This is a genomic window from Roseateles saccharophilus, from assembly GCF_031458095.1.
Classification (GTDB): Bacteria; Pseudomonadota; Gammaproteobacteria; order Burkholderiales; family Burkholderiaceae_C; genus Pelomonas; species Pelomonas saccharophila_A.
Genome location: NZ_JAVDXU010000001.1, coordinates 987,208 through 1,003,247, shown reverse-complemented (window position 1 = coordinate 1,003,247; position 16,040 = coordinate 987,208). Strand labels below are relative to the sequence as shown.

Genomic DNA, 16,040 nt, shown 5'->3' with positions numbered 1-16,040 from the left:
TGGCCCGCAGCCTAACGGCTGTTCAAATAGGCCGGTCATGCCCTCGCTTCAACTCATTCCTCCCACCCTCGATGTCGCCGACGAGCTGCTGCGCTTCGAGACCGACAACCGCGCCTTCTTCGAGGCCCGCATCAACTCACGGCCCGCGGGCTATTACTCACCCGAAGGCGTGCGTGCCGCCATCGCGCTGGCCGAGCGCGAGGCGGCCGAAGACAAGGGCTATCAGTTCCTCGTGCGCACCGAGGCCGGCGAGCTGGTGGGCCGCATCAACCTGGCTGGCGTCAAGCGCAGCCACTTCCAGATGGCCGACCTGGGCTATCGCATGGCCGAATCGGCCTGCGGCAAGGGCTACGCCAGCGAGGCCGTGCGCCTGGTGCTGGCCAAGGCCTTTGCCGAACTGGGCCTGATGCGCATCGAGGCCAATGCGCGCGTGGGCAACGGCGGCTCGGTGAAGGTGCTGCTGCGCAATGGCTTTCGCCAGTTCGGCCATTCGCTGCGCAGCTTCGAGCTGGGCGGCGTCTGGCACGACCGCCTGCATTTCGAGCGGCACGCCAGCTAGGGCAGGCGGCGCAGCGTCTTCTGCAGCGGTGGTACGAGCCGCTCGCGCTGGGCGGCGTCGGTCACGTCCAGCGCGCCGGCCAGCAGCGGCCACAGGAATTCGCGCAGATTGTGCAGATCGGTCAGGGCCGTCTCGTCCCAGGCCTGGGCTGACTTCAGCGGCTGCAGCAGCCCGTTCAGCCAGGCCTGCACGGCGGCTTCGTCGGGCTTGAGCCTGAGCTGCAGTTGCAGGGCCGCGCGCGCCAGGCGGTTGCCCTCGCCGAAGCGGTAGGCGTGCCGGTGATCGGCCAGCACCTGGCTGCTGACGGCGTCCAGCAGCGCCTGGCGCTGTGCCGCGCTCAGCGCCTCGTTCATGCCCAGCTGCAGGGCCAGGTCGGCGCCATGGGCCACGCCGTGACGCCAGCCCTCGCCGGGGATGAAGCCGCGGTAGTCGCGCACGCCGGCCAGGAAGCGGGTGGCCTGCTCCACCAGGCCGCTGCGCTGTTCGGCCGTCATGAAGGGCTTGAGCCGGTCGGCCCGCGCCACCTCGGCCAGGGTCAGGACCGCAAAGGGCTGGTGCACGCCGGCGGCGTCGGGCTTGGCGTCCAGCACGGCGACCAGGTCGCTGCGCAGGCGCTGCAGCGTGGCCGCTTGCAGCTTGCCATCGCGCGCCCAGGCCGCGATCTGCTCGAAGGCGATGTCATCACGTAGCGTGGGGTCGGCGTGGCCCAGGCAGGGCAGCAGGGCGACGGCCTGCTGCTGGATCCGTCCCTGGTCGGTCTCGTCCTTCAGGTTGGCCGGCGGTGCACAGGTCTGCGCGGCTGCGGTCAAGGCCAGGGACGAGAGCAGGGTGGCAGCGGCGCTGGTCTTCATGCGCTGCAGTAGCGCATGCCGGCATGCCGCTGGCAAGAAGTCAGGCCGTCGGGAAAGTCCCGGGTACGAGGATGTCGCGCGTCACATTCGTCAGCTGGGTGTGGCCGCAGAAGGCCATGGTCACGTCCAGCTCCTTGTGCAGGATGGCCAGGGCCTTGGCTACGCCTTCCTCCCCCATGGCGCCCAGGCCATAGGCCATGGCGCGGCCGATCAGGGTGCCCCGGGCGCCGAGGGCCCAGGCCTTCAGCACGTCCTGGCCGGAGCGGATGCCGCCATCCATCCACACCTCCAGCTGCGAACCCACCTCGGCGGCGATGGCCGGCAGGGCGTGGATGCTGCTCGGCGCGCCGTCCAGCTGGCGGCCGCCGTGGTTGCTGACGACGATGGCGTCGGCCCCCGCCAGCGCGGCGAGCCTGGCGTCCTCGACGTCCATGATGCCCTTGAGGATGAGCTTGCCGCCCCATTGCTCCTTGACCCAGGCGATGTCGGCCCAGGACAGGCGGGGGTCGAACTGCTCGTTGGTCCAGGCCGAGAGGGACCGCATGTCGCTGACGCCCTTCACATGACCCACGAGGTTGCGGAAGGTGTGGCGCCGGGTGCCCAGCATGCCCAGGCACCAGCGCGGCTTGGTGGCCAGGTTGATGAGGTTGGCGAGCGTGGGCCGCGGCGGCGCGGTGAGGCCGTTCTTCAAATCCTTGTGGCGCTGGCCGATGACCTGCAGGTCCAGCGTCAACACGAGGGCCGAGCATTTGGCGGCCTTGCAGCGGGCGATCATGCGGGCCATGGCCTCGCGATCGCGCATCATGTAGAGCTGGAACCAGAAGGGCGCCGAGGTGTGCTCGGCGATGTCCTCGATGGAGCAGATGCTCATCGTCGACAGCGTGAAGGGGATGCCGAACTTCTCGGCCGCGCGGGCGGCGTGGATCTCGCCGTCGGCGTGCTGCATGCCGGTCAGGCCCACCGGCGCGATGGCCACGGGCATCTTCGCGTCCTGGCCCACCATCTTCACGGCCGTGCTGCGGCCTTCCATGTTGACGGCCACGCGCTGGCGCAGCTTGATGGCCTGGAAGTCGCTCTGGTTGGCGCGGTAGGTCGTCTCCGTCCAGGAGCCGGAGTCGGCGTAGTCGTAGAACATGCGCGGCACGCGCTTCTCGGCGAGCTGGCGCAGGTCTTCGATGCAGGTGATGACGGGCATGGCGGGCAAGTCACAGTGAGGCCGCGATGCTAGGTCCGCCCGGCGCGGCCCGCCCAGGAAAAAACCTCAGGCCGTGGCGGAAGAGTTTTCCGCTTCGACCGTACGGCAGTGGGCGTGCAGCCAAGCGACAAAGGCGTCGGCCGCCGGGCTCGGGCGGTGGACCACCAGGCCGTAGTGGCGCTCGGCCGGCACCGTCAGCGCAAAGGGTTGCACGAGGCGGCCCTCGGCGAGTTCATGGCGGGCGAGGCTGAGCCGGGCCAGCGCCACACCCTGGCTGGCCAGGGCCGCGGCCAGTGTCAGGCCGAGGTCGACGAAGCGGGGGCCGTCGTCCGGCTCCGGCGCGTCGCCCAGCCCCGCGGCCCGCAGCCAGGGTGCCCAGGGCTGCAGTGGGGTTCGCAGCAGCGGCAGGGCCAGCAGGTCGGCCGGGACCTGCAGCCGGCCGTGGCGGGCCAGCAGGGCCGGTGCGGCCAGCGGCGTAAGGTGGTCGCGCAGCAGCACCTGGACGGAGGCGATGTCGTCCGGCACCGCCCCATGGCGGATTTCCAGGTCCGCGCCCGCGTCGCCTTCGGCCAGCAGTGGCACCGACAGCGTCAGCTCGAGTTCGATCTGCGGATGCGCCGTTGCGAAACCGGGCAAGGCCGGTACGAGCAACTGGCGTGCGAAGGTGGGCGTGGAGCTGACGCGCAGGCGCTCGCGCTGTGGCCCGCTGCGCTGATGCAGGGGCATGGCCTGCAGCAGGGCGAGGGCCTGACGCACCTGCGGCAGATATTCATGGCCGGCGGGCGTGAGGCTCAGGCCCTTGGCCGGCTGGCGCAGGAAGAGGGGCTGGTCCAGCCTGTCCTCCAGGCCGGCCACGCGCTTGGCGATGGCGCTGGCGGTCAGGGCCAGCTCCGCCGCGGCTCCCTCGAAGCTGCCGGCGCGCGCCACGGCCTCGAAGGCCAGCAGGGCGTCGAGGGACGGCAGGCGAATGGGGCGCTGGGACATGGGGGCATCCTACCCAGCCACCATCGCGGGCAGGCCCGTCAGAAGTTGACGGTCGTCGGTCCAGCGTCGCGCGAAGACGAGCGCAGATAGTGGCCCAGCGTGCCGGCCATGGCTGCCACCACGCCGGCGGCCAGCCACCCGGCCTTGTGCAGGCGCCTGGGCCTGGCGGGGGCGGCCGCGCGCGGCTGGCGGGGCTGGACCACGGCCTGCACCAGGGCCAGTTCCTGCTGGCGTTCCTGGATCAGGAAGATCAGACGGTTGGGGTCGGCGAAGCGCAGCGACAGCGTGCGAACCACCTTCAGCTCGCGCTGCTGCACGCGCACGCCCTGGGGCCGTAGCGTGCAGCCGAGGTTGCGGCTGCGCAGATAGAGGGCCTTGGCGGCCAGACGGTCGGGCAGGCAGCCCACACCCGCGTAAAGGCAGTTGGCCAGGTTGAAGCAGGCCTCGGCATGGCCCATGGCCGCTGCCGCCACATAGGCCGACAGGCCGCGTTCCTCGTCGGCCGGGCCGCCGCGGCCCGTCATCAGCACCCGCCCGAACTGGAAGCGCCCGATGGCGCTGCCGCGTGCCGCCGCCATCTCAAGCAGCTTGCGCGCCTCGGTGGCGTCGGCCGGCATGCCCAGCCCTTCCAGCTGGCACAGGCCCAGCATGGCCAGGCCGTCGCCATCGCCCGCATCCGCCGCGGCGCGGAACCAGCCCACGGCGAGGGCGTAGTCCGGCCGCACGGCATGGAACAGCTCCAGCCCATGCTGCAGCGGGTTGATGGCCGGCGTATCCAGGGCCGAAGGCACGGTCGGGGCGAGGCCCGGGTCTCGGGAGTTCATCCAACGCAGTCTTGTGATGTGGGCCCAGCGAGGCCTAATCCCTAGATTGTGGGCAACTGCTGGCCGCGCCATCGATCGCGGGGCCCGGGTCTTGCAAGGTGTAACTTGTTGACTGCGTGGAGCGTGAAATATTGCCGGTGTTACCGGCGCCCCGGCCGGCCAGGCGTCAGAAGTCGAGCTCGGTCGGGCCCGCGTCCCGCGACGTCGGCCGCAGGTATTGGCCCAGGGTGCCGGCCATGGCGGCCATGACACCCGCCGCCAGCCAGCCGGCCTGGCGCAGGCTGCGGGTCTTGGCCGCGTCGCCCGCGCCGTCCTGCGCCGCGCGGGTCGGTGCGGCGGCATGGGCCTGGGCCAGCTCCTGCTGGCGCTCCTGCACGAGGAAGAACATGCGATTGGGATCGGCGAAGCGCTCGGCCAGGGCGCGAACCGACTCCAGCTCGCTGCGCTTCACCAGCACCCCCTGCGGGCGCAGCGTGCAGCCCAGGGCGCGGGCGCGCAGATACAGCGACTTGGCGGCCAGGCGGTCCGGGATGCAGCCCACGCCGGCGAACAGGCAGTTGGCGAGATTGAAGGTGGCCTCGGCATGGCCCATCGCGGCCGCGGCCACATAGGCCGTCAGGCCGGCCGCTTCGTCGGCCTCGCCGCCGCGGCCGATCATCAGCGCCCGCCCGAGCTGGAAGCGCCCGAGGGCGCTGCGGCGTGCCGCAGCCTGTTTCAGCAGCACCCGGCCCTGCTCGGCATCCGCCGGCATGCCCAGGCCTTCCAGTTGGCACAGGCCGAGCATGGCCAGCCCGTCGCCGCTGCCGGCGTCGGCCGCGGCGCGAAAGCAGCGCGCGGCGGCTTCGTAGTTCGGCGGCGTGGCATGGAAGAGTTCCATGCCCCGCTGGAAAGCAGTGACAGGCGGCGCTTTGATCGGGCTCGGGCCCAGGTCTTGAAGGAGCATCCGGCAGGCGAGGGTGACGGCGGCGGTGGCCGCTTCCGGGCAGACACCCGGCGTGACAATTTGTATCGCCCGGATTGTCCGTGGCAGGCCCGTCAGCGACCTGACCGGGCCGCCGCGGCGATGCCGCAAATTGCCGCTATTGCGCTATCAGAAGTGAGAATCGCGGCCATCCCATCACCCGGATCGGCCCGGCGCCGCGCTTCAACATGAGTTTTGCCGCCCTCGCCAAGTTCGCCATGGAGCTGCCCGGCGCCACCCAGGACATCAAATGGGGCGCCGACTGGGTCGCCAGCGTCGGCGGCAAGATGTTCTTCGTCGGCGGGCCGCACCCGGATCAATGGACGCATTGCAGCATCAAGGTGGATGACCATCGCTTCCTGGAGCTGACCGGCCTGCCGGGCATTGCGCCGGCGCCCTATGCGGCGCGCTATCACTGGGTCGCGGTGTCCGACCCCAAGGCCTTGCCCTTGTCGGAGCTCAAGGCGCTGGTGAAGCGCTCGCATGGGCTGGTGGCGGGAAAGTTGCCGAAGAAGCTCAGGCTTAGCCTGGGTATCGAGGCCTGAGGCGCCATGTATCGACCCGCCATCGCCCTTTACGGTGTGTCGGCAGAGCAGGAGCACCGGGGGGCGATATCTATTCGGCCCCGTCGCCGATGGCGTCAAGCGCATAGTGAGTCGTGCAGACGGAGATCGACGTGGCGACGACCTTCCATTCGCTCGCGGTTCGCGCCATCGAAACTCTGGAGCCCAAGCCGCACTTCGGGTGATTGTTGACTTCAAACACAGCACTGTCGCCGGTGACGTCAAACGCTTTGAGCATTGTGTAGCCCTGGGGCAGCGCATCTTGGGCTCGGCGCGCAAGCGCTTCGGGCGCCACCGGAGCCCGGCCCAGTGCAGAAAGCGCCGACTGGGCTTGGAGACTGAGCCAAGGGCCGGCTACAAGCTTGACGCTTCCTGGCTCGCGTTCGATCGCGGGAAAGGCGATGCGAGCCACGGCCAGGTAGTCTGGGTCAACATCGGGACCGATGGACGCGCAACCGCCCAGGAAAGCGAGTGCGATCAGTGCGCAAACGGCGGGCCTTATGGAATAGGGGTCTGGACGACTGAGCATTTCCATGAGGAGCGATTCTGCGTGAGCCCAACAGAGGTATCACCCCCGAGTCCATCGACTCGGAACCGACCAAAAAACCAGCAGCCCCACCAGCGCCGCCGCTGCCACCACATGTGGCGTATCCAGCGGTCCATTCGTGTCGGCCATCAACGCTGTCGTACCAAACGCCGCGACGCTGATCGCCGTCCATTGCGCCCGCCTGACCCAGCGCGCCCAGCGGCGCTGCTGAGATGTCACGCCTTTGGGCGCCAGCGCCACCATCACCCGCAGGCTGAAGCCGTCGTCGGCGGGCTCTTCACTGCCCAGCAACTGATCCCGCAGCGCCTCGTCAAAAGCGGAATCGTCGTGCTTGTCGTCGTCGTGATTCATCGTCGTCATGGTGTGTTCTCCCATGCTTGCAGCTGCTCGCGCAGCTTGGCCTTGGCGCGCAGCACCTGAGTCTTGACAGTACCGAGGGGCCAGCCCAGCACCTGGGCGGCTTCGGCGTGGCTCAAATCGGCGCCATAGCAGAGCAGCAGCGCGTGGCGCTGGGCCTCGCTCAGCTCGGCCATCGCGCGGTCGAGGTCGATGCGCCAATCGGCGCCCGGTGCGAAGTCGCTGTGTGCGCCCAGCTCAGGCGGCGCGTCGTCCGCCAAGGGCAGGGCCGGCCGCTCGGCCGACAAGGCGGAATAGGCCAGCCGCGTCAGCCAGGTGCGAAAGCGCGACTCGCCGCGGAACTTGGGCAGGGCGCGCCAGGCGCGCACAAAGGCCTCCTGGGCGAGGTCGTCGGCCCGGCCCTGGTCGCCGCGGCAGACGCGGCCCAGCAGCTTGCGCAGATAGCCCTGGTGGGCCTGCACGAGGGCGGCAAAGGCCGTGCGGTCGCCGGCGGCGGCGCGAGAGACCAGGCGGGCCTCCTGCAGGGCCGCCTCGGTGGGCGCGGCGGGCACGCCGGAGGTCACGGCTGGGGCGGTTGCTGCTTGCGTTCGACGGCCCAGTACAGCACCAGGCCCAGGCCCAGGAAGAGAGGGATCAGGCCGATGCTCCACAGCCAGGTGCCCGGCATCATGGCGTTGAACATGCCCATCAGGCCGAGGCCGACGCCGATGTTGATGACGGCGGGAATCAGGATGCGGTTGGGGTTGGCCTGGTCGCGCTTGGCGCGGTGCCAGTCGCTGTCCTGCACGTCGCTGAGCAGCTCGGGCGGGATGGGTTGGCCGGCCCGGGCCAGCTCGCGGATGGTCTCATGGCGCTGGCGCTCCGTGTGGGCCTTGCCCATGTAGTGAGCCACGATGGCCACGATGGGAATCAGCAGCGACAGGATGGGGATCATCAGCGGGCTGACGTCCTGGAAGTGGTCAAAGAACATGGGCGGGCTCCGGGGCAAGCAGTGGATGGTGCTTCCTTGGAGCGCCCGGCCGCGGCGTTTGGATTCGAGCCGGTAAAGAAAAAGGCGCTGCACCCCCTCAAATCCATGGGTTTTGAATGTCGAAAAAATTTACACCCCTAGATTGAAGTTGGGGGTCTGTACTCATAAGTCATTGATATTGAATGGAATTAATGATTTGGCATGGCGATTGCTGATTGGGGATCATTGAAATTCTTTGAGGGCATCCGCCATGAAGTTGACTTCCATCGCAGCTGCAATCCTGGCGGCTTCCCTCTGCAGCGGCGCGAACGCCGGCATCGTCTTCACGTTCACGGAAAACGGCGCCAACGTCGTCATGAACTCCTCCGGCACCATCGACACCAGCCTGCTCGTGCTGCAGCAGTCCGTGTCCGGCTGGGGCGGCACCGGCGTCGAGCAGAACGGCAATCACGACATCATGGGCGGCACGAGCGTCGGTGCCGTGAACATGTCCTTCGGCTTCCACGCCGGGACCAACTTCTCGGCCTGGTCCTCGGCCAACGGTCCCTGGGCTCAGTCCAGCTTCAACACGACCGTCAACAGCGGTCACAAGGGCTTCACGACCTATATCCGCGCCAACGGCGGCGGCCCCCAGCTGCCGGGCCTGGGCATCGAGCGCGAAGACCTGGAAGGCACGCTCTGGTCGCCTGACCAGACCTGGACCTTCCTGAACTCTTCCTTCGCTTCCCTGCAGATGTTTGCCGGCACCTACACGGTGACGGACGCGCAGACCGGCGAGTTCATCACCTTCCAGATCGGTGCCGCCAATCACGTCCCTGAGCCCGATGCCGCCGCCCTGGTCGGCCTGGCCCTGGTTGGCGCCTACGCCGCCCGCCGCGCCAAGGCTCGCAAGACCGCCTGATCCTCAGCCAAGGTTGACAAGCCCCGAGGGCGAGTCTGAGTGACTCGCCCTCGGGGCTTTTTCTTGATGGATGCGCCGCCGGGCCTCAGCGGGCCTTGCCGAAGTCCTGCGTCCAGTAGGTGCGGTAAGTGTTGCTGGCATTGCCCGCCACGCAGGCCACGCCGATGTCGCGGAAGTTGGCGTTCATCAGGTTGGCGCAATGGCCGTCGCTCTTCATCCAGCCATCCACCACGATGGCGACGGTGGCCTGGCCGGCGGCGATGTTCTCGCCCAAGCTGCTCCAGACATAGCCGGCGGCAGTGGCCCGCGTGCCGAGCGTGCTGCCGTCGCTGCCGGTGTGGCTGAAGAAGTTGTGCGCGACCATGTCGTCGCTGTGCACCACGGCGGCCTGGGTGAGGGCGGCGTTCCAGGCCAGATCGGGCGCCGGAGGGAAAGCGCCTTGCGCGCCGCAGGTCGCGCCGGCACGGCGGCGGGCGTTGACGGCGGCCAGCATGTCGGCCTCGAAGTTGGGCAGGTTGCAGGAGATGCGGGTGCCCGCGGTGGGCGGCGGCGCTGGTGCCGGGGAAGGCGCTGGAGCGGGGGAAGGGGCGGGCGCCGGCGCTGGAGGCGTTGTCGGCGTGGTGGACGGCGAATCGGAGCCTCCACCGCCGCAGGCGGTCAGCGAAACCAGGGTCGCGACAGCGAGGGGAGCAACAAGGCGAGCGGGAAGTTGGCGCATAGGCCAGCAGCGTCGCACGCCCGCCGTGGGCCCCGGTTACCGGGTGCAGCCGCGCCGGATGGCCGGCAACATCCCAACACAAAGAGGGGCGGCTTCAGGCCTGGGGCGCGTGGCAGACGGCTTCGATGTTGTGGCCGTCGGGGTCGATGACGAAGGCGGCGTAGTAGTGGGCGTGGTACTTGGGGCGCAGGCCCGGCGGGCCGTTGTCCTTGGCGCCCGCTTCAAGCGCTTCGCGGTAGAAGGCATCGACCTGCTGGCGGTTCTGCGCCATGAAGGCGAGGTGCAGATGGGCCGGCTTCTCCGCGGTCTCGAACAGGCACAGGCTCGTGATCTGGCCTTTGATGACCAGCTCGATGCCATAGCTCGGCTCGCCTTCAGCGCCCGCAGTGACACCAAGGGGCGCAAGCGCCTTGAGATAGAAGTTCTTGCTGGCGGCGAAGTCGCTGACGCCGAACTTGACGTGGTCAAACATGGGGTCTCCCGTGATGGCGCGCAATCTAACCGGCCTGACGCTAGAGCTGCCACCACGCGGGTAACAAAGCCCGCACCTCGGGCCGGGCATAGCGCTTGTCCAGCAGCCAGACCCAGCCGCGGTCGTCCACCGAGCGCAGCACACGGCCGGCGGCCTGCACGACCTTTTGCAGGCCGGGCACGAGGTCGGCATAGCCATGGTCGGCGCCGAACAGGGCGTCCAGGCGCTCGCGCACCTGGTCCTGCAGCGGCGACACGGGCGGCAGGCCCAGCGTGGCGATGAAGGCGCCGATGAGGCGGGTGCCGGGCAGGTCCACGCCTTCGGCGAAGGCGCCGCCGAGCACCGCAAAGCCGATGCCGCGGCCGCCCTCGACAAAGCGGTCGAGGAAGGCGCGCCGCGCCCCGTCGCCCATGGCGCGGCCCTGGCTCCATTGCACGACCTGGGGGTGGCGCTGCGCCAGGCGGGCGGCGGCCTTGTCGAGGTAGTCGAAGCTGCTGAAGAAGGCCAGGTAGTTGCCGGGGTGTTCGTTGAACTGAGCGGCCAACAGGTCCACCAGCGCGTCCATGGAGGCCTCGCGGTGCTCGTAGCGCGTGGACAGGCGATGGGCCACCTGAACGGTCAAGTGCTCGGGCGGGAAGGGCGCGGGCACGTCGATCCAGGCGGTGTCCTCGGGCATGCCGAGCAGCTGGCGCGGGTAGTCCGGCGGGCCCAGAGTCGCCGAGAACAGCGTGACGCTGTGGCAGCCTTCGAAGCGCTCCTTCAGGAAGGCGCCGGGCACGATATTGCGCACCGACAGCACGACGTCACGCACTTCGCCGGTGTCGACGGGCTCATCGTCTTCCAGCAGCGACAGATTGAGCGGCGCATCCGCCACCACGACGCGGCCGGCGCTGCGCTGCAGATCGCACAGCGAGTGGGTGTCGAAGCGGTCCAGCAGGCGCTGCAGGCCCAGCACCTCGAAATAGAACTCCAGCAGCGCGCCCACCTCCAGCGGATGCTTCTGCACATGGTCGCCCAGGGCGACGTTGACGCGCTGCAGGGCTTCGGCCAGCGCGTCGGGCACCTGCTTCAAGGGCTGGTAATCCTCGACTTGCTCGGTCCCCAAGCGGGCCAGCTCGCCGGCCAGGCGGCGCAGCGACGCGCGCAGGCTCACGGGCGCGCTGGCGAGCACTTCGCGCACACGGGCCAGGCTCAGGCTGATGCTGTACATGTCCCGCGCGCGGTCGATCAGGTTGTGGGCCTCGTCCACCAGCAGGGCCAGCTTCCAGTCCTGGGACTGGGCCAGGCCGTAGAGCTGGCCATAGGGGTCGAAGGCGTGATGCACGTCGCCGACGACGACGTCGGCCCAGCGCAGCAGTTCCTGGCCAAGGTAGTAGGGGCAGACGTCGTGCTTGAGTGCGATGCGGCGCTGGGCGGTAGGGTCCAGCCACGCCTGCTGCACGGCCTCGGCGCGGGCGGCGGGCAGCTTGTCGTAGAAGCCGTTGGCCAGCGGGCAGGCCTCGCCATGGCAGGCCTGGGTGGGGTGCTCGCAGGCCTGCTCCTTGGCCACCAGGGTCAGCACGCGCAGCGACTTGCTGGGCGAGACCTCGCGCAGCGCATCCAGGGCCTCCAGCGCGGCGATGCGGCCGGTGCCCTTGCAGGTCATGTAGCCGATCTTGTCGAGCTGTTGGGTGGGCATGGCGCGCAGCAGCGGGTAGAGCGTCCCCAGCGTCTTGCCGATGCCGGTGGGCGCCTGGGCCAGCAGATGGCGGCCGTTGGCGGCAACGCGGTAGACGGCCTCGGCCAGCAGGCGTTGGCCGGGGCGCAGATCGCCCTTGGGGAAGGGCAGGGCGTTGAGGTCGGCATCCCGTGCGACGCGGTGCTCGGCCTCCTGCTGCGCCCAGGCCTCGAACTGGCGGCAGCGCGCCTCGAAGGCGGCCTGCAGCGCGGGGGCCGCGACTTTCTCGCGCAGCACGGTCTCGTTCTGGGTGTCGGCGTCCACGTAGACCAGGGCCAGCTCCAGCTCCGCCAGCCCACGGTCGGTGGCGATGAGGGCGCCATAGGTTTCGAGCTGGGCCCAGTGCAGGGCGCGGCGGTTCTCGGGGATGAGGTCGACGGGGCCGCGGATGGTCTTGATCTCCTCCAGCCGGTTCACGTCGGCTTCGTAGCCGTCGGCCCGGCCGCGCACGCGCAGGTTGCCGTGGACAGCCTCCAGCGGCAGCTCGATCTCGTAACCCGGCGAGCGGCGCGCCAGCACAGCCAGCTGGCCGGCCTGGCCTTCCAGCGCCGTGGCCGAGGGCGTGAAGCGGCGGTCCAGGTCGCCGCGCTTGGCGGTGAACTCGCACAGGCTGCGCACCGAGACGCTGTAGTGCCAGTCGCTCAAAACAGACTCAGGTTGTCGGGCGCGGGCAGGGGCTCGGCGCGCGCTGCCGCGGGGGCTGCCTGCACTTCGCTGGCATGCACCAGGTTGCCGATGCGCACGCCCATCAGCCTCAAGCGCTTGTCGAACCTGACGCGCTTGAGGCACAGGCCCACGGCACGGCGGATGTCGGCAGCGCTGCTGATGGGCAGCTTGACGGTCTGGTCGCGCGTGACGGTCACGAAGCCCTCGAAGCGCAGCTTGATGCCCACCGTCTTGCCCGCATAGCGCTTGCGGGCCAGGTCGCGCGACAGGCTCTCGCAGAGCTCGTCCATGATCTGGCCCAGCAGCAGCCTGTCGTGCACGGCGCTGAGGTCGCGTTCGAAGGTGGTCTCACGGCTGATGGAGACGGGCTCGCTGTGGGTGACGACGGGGCGCGAGTCGCGGCCATGCGAGGCGTTGTGCAGCCAGTGGCCATAGCTGTCGCCGAACTGCTCGATGAGCCAGCGCGGGTCGGCGGCGGCGATGTCGCCAACCGTTTCGATGCCCAGTTTGATGAGCTTCTCGCTGGCCTTGGGGCCGATGCCGTTGATCTTGCGCACACCCAGCGGCCAGACGCGTGCGGGGATGTCGTCCAGGGTCAGCACCGAGATGCCGTCGGGTTTGTCCAGTTCGCTGGCGATCTTGCTGAGCAGCTTGTTGGGCGTGACGCCGATGGAGCAGGTCAGGCCGGTGGCGCGGCCGACCGAGTTCTTGATCTCGCGCGCCACGGCCTTCACGCCGCCCAGCGGATCGTGGCCGACGGCGTCGCGCACGCCGGGCACGTCGGTCAGGTCGATATAGATCTCGTCGATGCCGCGGTCCTCGATGACGGGGGCGACCTCAGCGACGGCGGCCTTGAAGAGGCGCGAGTACTTGCGGTAGCTGTCGAAATCGGCCGGCAGCAGGATGGCATCGGGGGCGCGCAGGGCGGCCTTCATCAGGCCCATGGCCGAGAACACGCCGAGGTCGCGGGCGGCGTAGGTGGAGGTGGTGACGACGCCGCGGCCGGTGTAGTCGCGCAGCTTGGAGTACTTCCAGCTGCCGTCTTCCAGCTGCTGTGGCGCATCGGCCCGCCGGCCGCCGATGACGACGGCCTCGCCCTTGAGCTGCGGATAGCGCAGCAACTCGACGGACGCGTAGAAGGCGTCCATGTCGAGGTGGGCGATCCAGCGCTCCGGTTGGTGCATGGCCTTGATTGTCACTGGGAATAAAGACAGGGTCTGGCAGCATCGGCAGAATGCGCCGAATCTCAACGGAGAGAGGCCCGATGCGCGTCCTGCTGCTTTGCACTTGCCTGTGGCTGGCCGCCTGTGCCGGTGGACCGCTGAACACGCCCAAGAACAAGCCGGCGGTGGCCGAGCCGGTGGCGCGTGAACCGCAAAGCGCCGTCAGCGAGACCATCGTGGCCCTGAGCTTCTCGGGCGGCGGCCTGCGCGCGGCGGCCTTCTCCTACGGCGTGCTGGAGGGCCTGCGCGATCAGCCCTCGGCCGATGGCCACAACCTGCTGGACGACGTGAGCTTCATCACCAGCGTGTCGGGCGGCTCCATCACGGCCGCCTATTTCGGCCTGCATGGCACCGAGGGCATGAGGGAGTTCCGCGACAAGGTGCTGATGCGCGATGGCGAGGCCGGCCTGCGCTTCAGTCTGCTCAACCCCAACAACCTGCGCCGGCTGTTCGCCGGCGGGCTGAACGATCGCAGCAACTTCAACGATTGGCTGGAGCGCGACGTGTTCCAGGGGGCGACGTTCGCCGACATGTTCCGCCACCAGAAGCCGGTCATCTGGATCAACGCGAGCAATGCCCAGTACCGGCTGGCCTTCCCCTTCCACGAGCGGGCCTTCGACGCCATCTGCAGCGACCTGGCCAGCTTCCCGGTGTCGGAGGCCGTCGCCGCGTCCATGGCGGTGCCGCTGTTCTTCGCGCCGGTGGTGCTGGAGAAGTTTCCCGAGTCCTGCCAGAAGCCCATGGCCGCCAGCTCGGACCGCGTGGTGGGCCCCGAGCGCGACGACCAGCACCGGCTGCGCGTGGCGCTGCTGCGGGCGCTGAAGGACTTCCGCGACACCCGGACGGGCCGCTATATCAAGCTGGTGGACGGCGGCATCACCGACAACCTGGGCCTGGTCAGCATCCTGCAGAGCCGCATCCTGCTGAACACGCCCTACGGCCCGATCAGCGAGCACGACGCGGCGAACATGCGACGCATGCTGTTCGTCGTGGTCGATGCAGGCCAGGGCCCGAGCGGCGACTTCGGCCGCGAGGTGGCCGGGCCCTCGGGCCTGGACGTGGCGACGGCCGCCGTGGACACGGCCATCGAGAGCACGATGCGCATGAGCTATGCCTACTTCGTGCCCATGGTGCGCAACTGGGAGCGCGACATCGTGACCTGGCGCTGCTCACTGCCCGAGGAACGCAAGGCCGCGCTGCGGGCCTGGAACCCGGACTGGCGCTGCGAGGACATCAAGTTCGCCGTCACGCAGGTCAGCTTCGGCGACCTGCCCGAGGCCGAGGAGGTGGCGCTCAACGCCATCCCGACGCGGCTCAAGCTGCCGGCCGATCAGATCGACGCCTTGATCGCCGCCGGCCGGCGCGCGGTGCAGCGCGACCGCGGCGTGCAGCGTTTCTCGGCGAGCGTGCAGCGGGGCGAATAGTTACCAGAGGCCGTGGACCTGCGGCGCGATGCGGCGCTGGTAGAGCTCGGCCAGGGCCTGCATCAACGGCGCCGGCAGGGCTGCAAGGTCGGCAGCGCTGACGTTCTCGTCCACCTGGGCCGGCGTGCGGCCACCGGGGATGGCTGTCGTGACGGCCTCATTCATCAGGATCCAGCGCAGGGCCAGCCGGGCCATGCTGACGCCCTCGGGCAGCAGCTGGCGCAGTTCCTCGACGGCGGCCAGGCCCTGCTCGTAGTCGACGCCCGAGAAGGTCTCGCCCTTGTCGAAGGCCTCGCCCTGGCGGTTGAAGCCGCGGTGGTCGTCGGCGCCGAATTGGCTGTCGCGTGTGAACTTGCCGCTCAGCATGCCGCTGGACAGCGGCAGCCGCGCCAGCACGCCGACCTGAGCGGCGCGTGCGGCGGGCAGGAAGACTTCGGCGGGGCGCTGGCGGAACAGGTTGTAGATGATCTGCACCGACTGCACGCCCGGGAACTTGATGGCGGCAAGGGCCTCGTCGATGCGCTCGACGCTGACGCCGTAATGGCGCAGTTTGCCTTCGCGCACCAGGTCGTCCAGGGCGCCGAAGACCTCGGGCATGGCGTAGACGGCCGTGGGCGGGCAGTGCAGCTGCAGCAGGTCGAGGGTGTCGGTCTCGAGGTTCTTCAGGCTGCGCTCGATGAAGGGCTTCAAGTCGCGGTAGCCCTCGGCCACATGCGGGTTCAGGCGCCGGCCGGCCTTGGTGGCGATGTGGAAGGCGTCGCCCGGGCGCTCGCGCTTCAGGCGGGCCAGCAGGCGCTCGCTGTGGCCGTCGCCATAGACGTCGGCCGTGTCGAAGAAGTTCACGCCGCGGTCCAGGGCGCGATGCAGGGCGGCCATCGCGGCCGTGTCGTCGGTATCGCCCCAGGTGCCGCCGATGGCCCAGGCGCCGAAGCCGATGGCAGAGATGTTCCAGCCGGTGCGGCCGAGGGGACGGTAGATCATGCGTTGGGCCGGAAGTGGATGTTTGATGGTAACGCAACCATTTGCGATGCCGCGGGCGCGCGGATTGCCACGGAACCTGCAGTCCGCCGGCCAAGGACGCACCCGCGTCCGAGGCCAACACGGCTGC

General features: G+C 69.3%; 18 protein-coding genes. 4 read left to right on the top strand and 14 right to left on the bottom strand.

Annotated features, from left to right (window positions below):
- The first annotated feature begins 37 nt into the window (after window positions 1-37).
- Complete coding sequence (locus J2X20_RS04580; RefSeq protein ID WP_310261479.1) at window positions 38-559, top strand: GNAT family N-acetyltransferase; 522 nt, start codon at window positions 38-40, stop codon at window positions 557-559.
- On the opposite strand, the gene J2X20_RS04575 is transcribed toward J2X20_RS04580, so the two are convergent.
- The 5 genes from J2X20_RS04575 to J2X20_RS04555 all read right to left on the bottom strand — a co-directional run bounded on the left by J2X20_RS04575 (window position 556) and on the right by J2X20_RS04555 (window position 5,290).
- Window positions 556-1,410, bottom strand: coding sequence for a DUF2785 domain-containing protein (locus J2X20_RS04575; RefSeq protein WP_310261476.1), 855 nt, complete (start codon window positions 1,408-1,410; stop codon window positions 556-558). The two genes, J2X20_RS04580 and J2X20_RS04575, sit on opposite strands and share 4 nt — an antisense overlap.
- A 40-nt stretch (window positions 1,411-1,450) precedes the next feature.
- The gene (locus J2X20_RS04570) at window positions 1,451-2,605 is read right to left on the bottom strand and encodes an alpha-hydroxy acid oxidase (protein WP_310261473.1); all 1,155 of its coding nucleotides are present in this window, start codon (window positions 2,603-2,605) and stop codon (window positions 1,451-1,453) included.
- 66 nt (window positions 2,606-2,671) lie between these two features.
- The gene (locus J2X20_RS04565) at window positions 2,672-3,589 is read right to left on the bottom strand and encodes a LysR substrate-binding domain-containing protein (RefSeq protein ID WP_310261471.1); all 918 of its coding nucleotides are present in this window, start codon (window positions 3,587-3,589) and stop codon (window positions 2,672-2,674) included.
- A gap of 38 nt (window positions 3,590-3,627) precedes the next feature.
- A complete protein-coding gene (locus J2X20_RS04560; RefSeq protein ID WP_310261468.1) occupies window positions 3,628-4,413 on the bottom strand; it encodes a tetratricopeptide repeat protein in 786 nt (261 codons plus the stop codon).
- A gap of 166 nt (window positions 4,414-4,579) precedes the next feature.
- Complete coding sequence (locus tag J2X20_RS04555) at window positions 4,580-5,290, bottom strand: SEL1-like repeat protein (RefSeq protein WP_310261465.1); 711 nt, start codon at window positions 5,288-5,290, stop codon at window positions 4,580-4,582.
- A 272-nt stretch (window positions 5,291-5,562) separates the two neighbouring features.
- Here J2X20_RS04555 and J2X20_RS04550 point away from each other — a divergent pair, with 272 nt between their 5' ends.
- Window positions 5,563-5,919, top strand: coding sequence for an MmcQ/YjbR family DNA-binding protein (locus J2X20_RS04550; protein ID WP_310261463.1), 357 nt, complete (start codon window positions 5,563-5,565; stop codon window positions 5,917-5,919).
- A 70-nt stretch (window positions 5,920-5,989) separates the two neighbouring features.
- On the opposite strand, the gene J2X20_RS04545 is transcribed toward J2X20_RS04550, so the two are convergent.
- From J2X20_RS04545 to J2X20_RS04530, 4 genes are read right to left on the bottom strand one after another with little or no spacing between them, the layout of a single operon-like run.
- Entirely contained in the window at window positions 5,990-6,472 is a 483-nt protein-coding gene (locus J2X20_RS04545) for a hypothetical protein (RefSeq protein WP_310261461.1), read from the bottom strand.
- A 33-nt stretch (window positions 6,473-6,505) separates the two neighbouring features.
- Window positions 6,506-6,844: a hypothetical protein gene (locus tag J2X20_RS04540; RefSeq protein ID WP_310261460.1), complete on the bottom strand. Its 339-nt coding sequence runs from the start codon at window positions 6,842-6,844 to the stop codon at window positions 6,506-6,508.
- Window positions 6,841-7,404 (bottom strand): RNA polymerase sigma factor, encoded by a 564-nt coding sequence (locus J2X20_RS04535; RefSeq protein ID WP_310261457.1) that lies wholly within the window; start codon window positions 7,402-7,404, stop codon window positions 6,841-6,843. Before J2X20_RS04535 ends, J2X20_RS04540 begins: the two co-directional genes overlap by 4 nt.
- Window positions 7,401-7,811 (bottom strand): DUF6249 domain-containing protein, encoded by a 411-nt coding sequence (locus J2X20_RS04530; RefSeq protein ID WP_310261454.1) that lies wholly within the window; start codon window positions 7,809-7,811, stop codon window positions 7,401-7,403. Before J2X20_RS04530 ends, J2X20_RS04535 begins: the two co-directional genes overlap by 4 nt.
- Window positions 7,812-8,061: 250 nt before the next feature.
- Here J2X20_RS04530 and J2X20_RS04525 point away from each other — a divergent pair, with 250 nt between their 5' ends.
- Window positions 8,062-8,712 (top strand): PEP-CTERM sorting domain-containing protein, encoded by a 651-nt coding sequence (locus J2X20_RS04525; RefSeq protein ID WP_310261451.1) that lies wholly within the window; start codon window positions 8,062-8,064, stop codon window positions 8,710-8,712.
- Between the two features lie 85 nt (window positions 8,713-8,797).
- Here J2X20_RS04525 and J2X20_RS04520 read toward each other — a convergent pair whose 3' ends face one another.
- From J2X20_RS04520 to dinB, 4 genes are all read right to left on the bottom strand, one after another.
- On the bottom strand, window positions 8,798-9,205 hold the full coding sequence (locus tag J2X20_RS04520; protein ID WP_310261450.1) for a CAP domain-containing protein: 408 nt from the start codon (window positions 9,203-9,205) through the stop codon (window positions 8,798-8,800).
- 319 nt (window positions 9,206-9,524) lie between these two features.
- On the bottom strand, window positions 9,525-9,902 hold the full coding sequence (locus J2X20_RS04515; protein WP_310261447.1) for a VOC family protein: 378 nt from the start codon (window positions 9,900-9,902) through the stop codon (window positions 9,525-9,527).
- Between the two features lie 40 nt (window positions 9,903-9,942).
- A complete protein-coding gene (locus J2X20_RS04510) occupies window positions 9,943-12,264 on the bottom strand; it encodes an ATP-dependent DNA helicase (protein WP_310261442.1) in 2,322 nt (773 codons plus the stop codon).
- The gene (dinB, locus tag J2X20_RS04505; RefSeq protein WP_310261439.1) at window positions 12,261-13,469 is read right to left on the bottom strand and encodes a DNA polymerase IV; all 1,209 of its coding nucleotides are present in this window, start codon (window positions 13,467-13,469) and stop codon (window positions 12,261-12,263) included. The genes J2X20_RS04510 and dinB overlap by 4 nt, the downstream gene beginning before the upstream one ends.
- An 80-nt stretch (window positions 13,470-13,549) precedes the next feature.
- Here dinB and J2X20_RS04500 point away from each other — a divergent pair, with 80 nt between their 5' ends.
- Complete coding sequence (locus J2X20_RS04500) at window positions 13,550-14,932, top strand: patatin-like phospholipase family protein (RefSeq protein ID WP_310261437.1); 1,383 nt, start codon at window positions 13,550-13,552, stop codon at window positions 14,930-14,932.
- On the opposite strand, the gene J2X20_RS04495 is transcribed toward J2X20_RS04500, so the two are convergent.
- Window positions 14,933-15,913 carry an aldo/keto reductase gene (locus J2X20_RS04495; RefSeq protein WP_310261435.1) on the bottom strand — a complete coding sequence of 327 codons (981 nt, stop codon included), beginning with the start codon at window positions 15,911-15,913 and terminating at the stop codon, window positions 14,933-14,935.
- Between the last annotated feature and the right edge of the window lie 127 nt (window positions 15,914-16,040).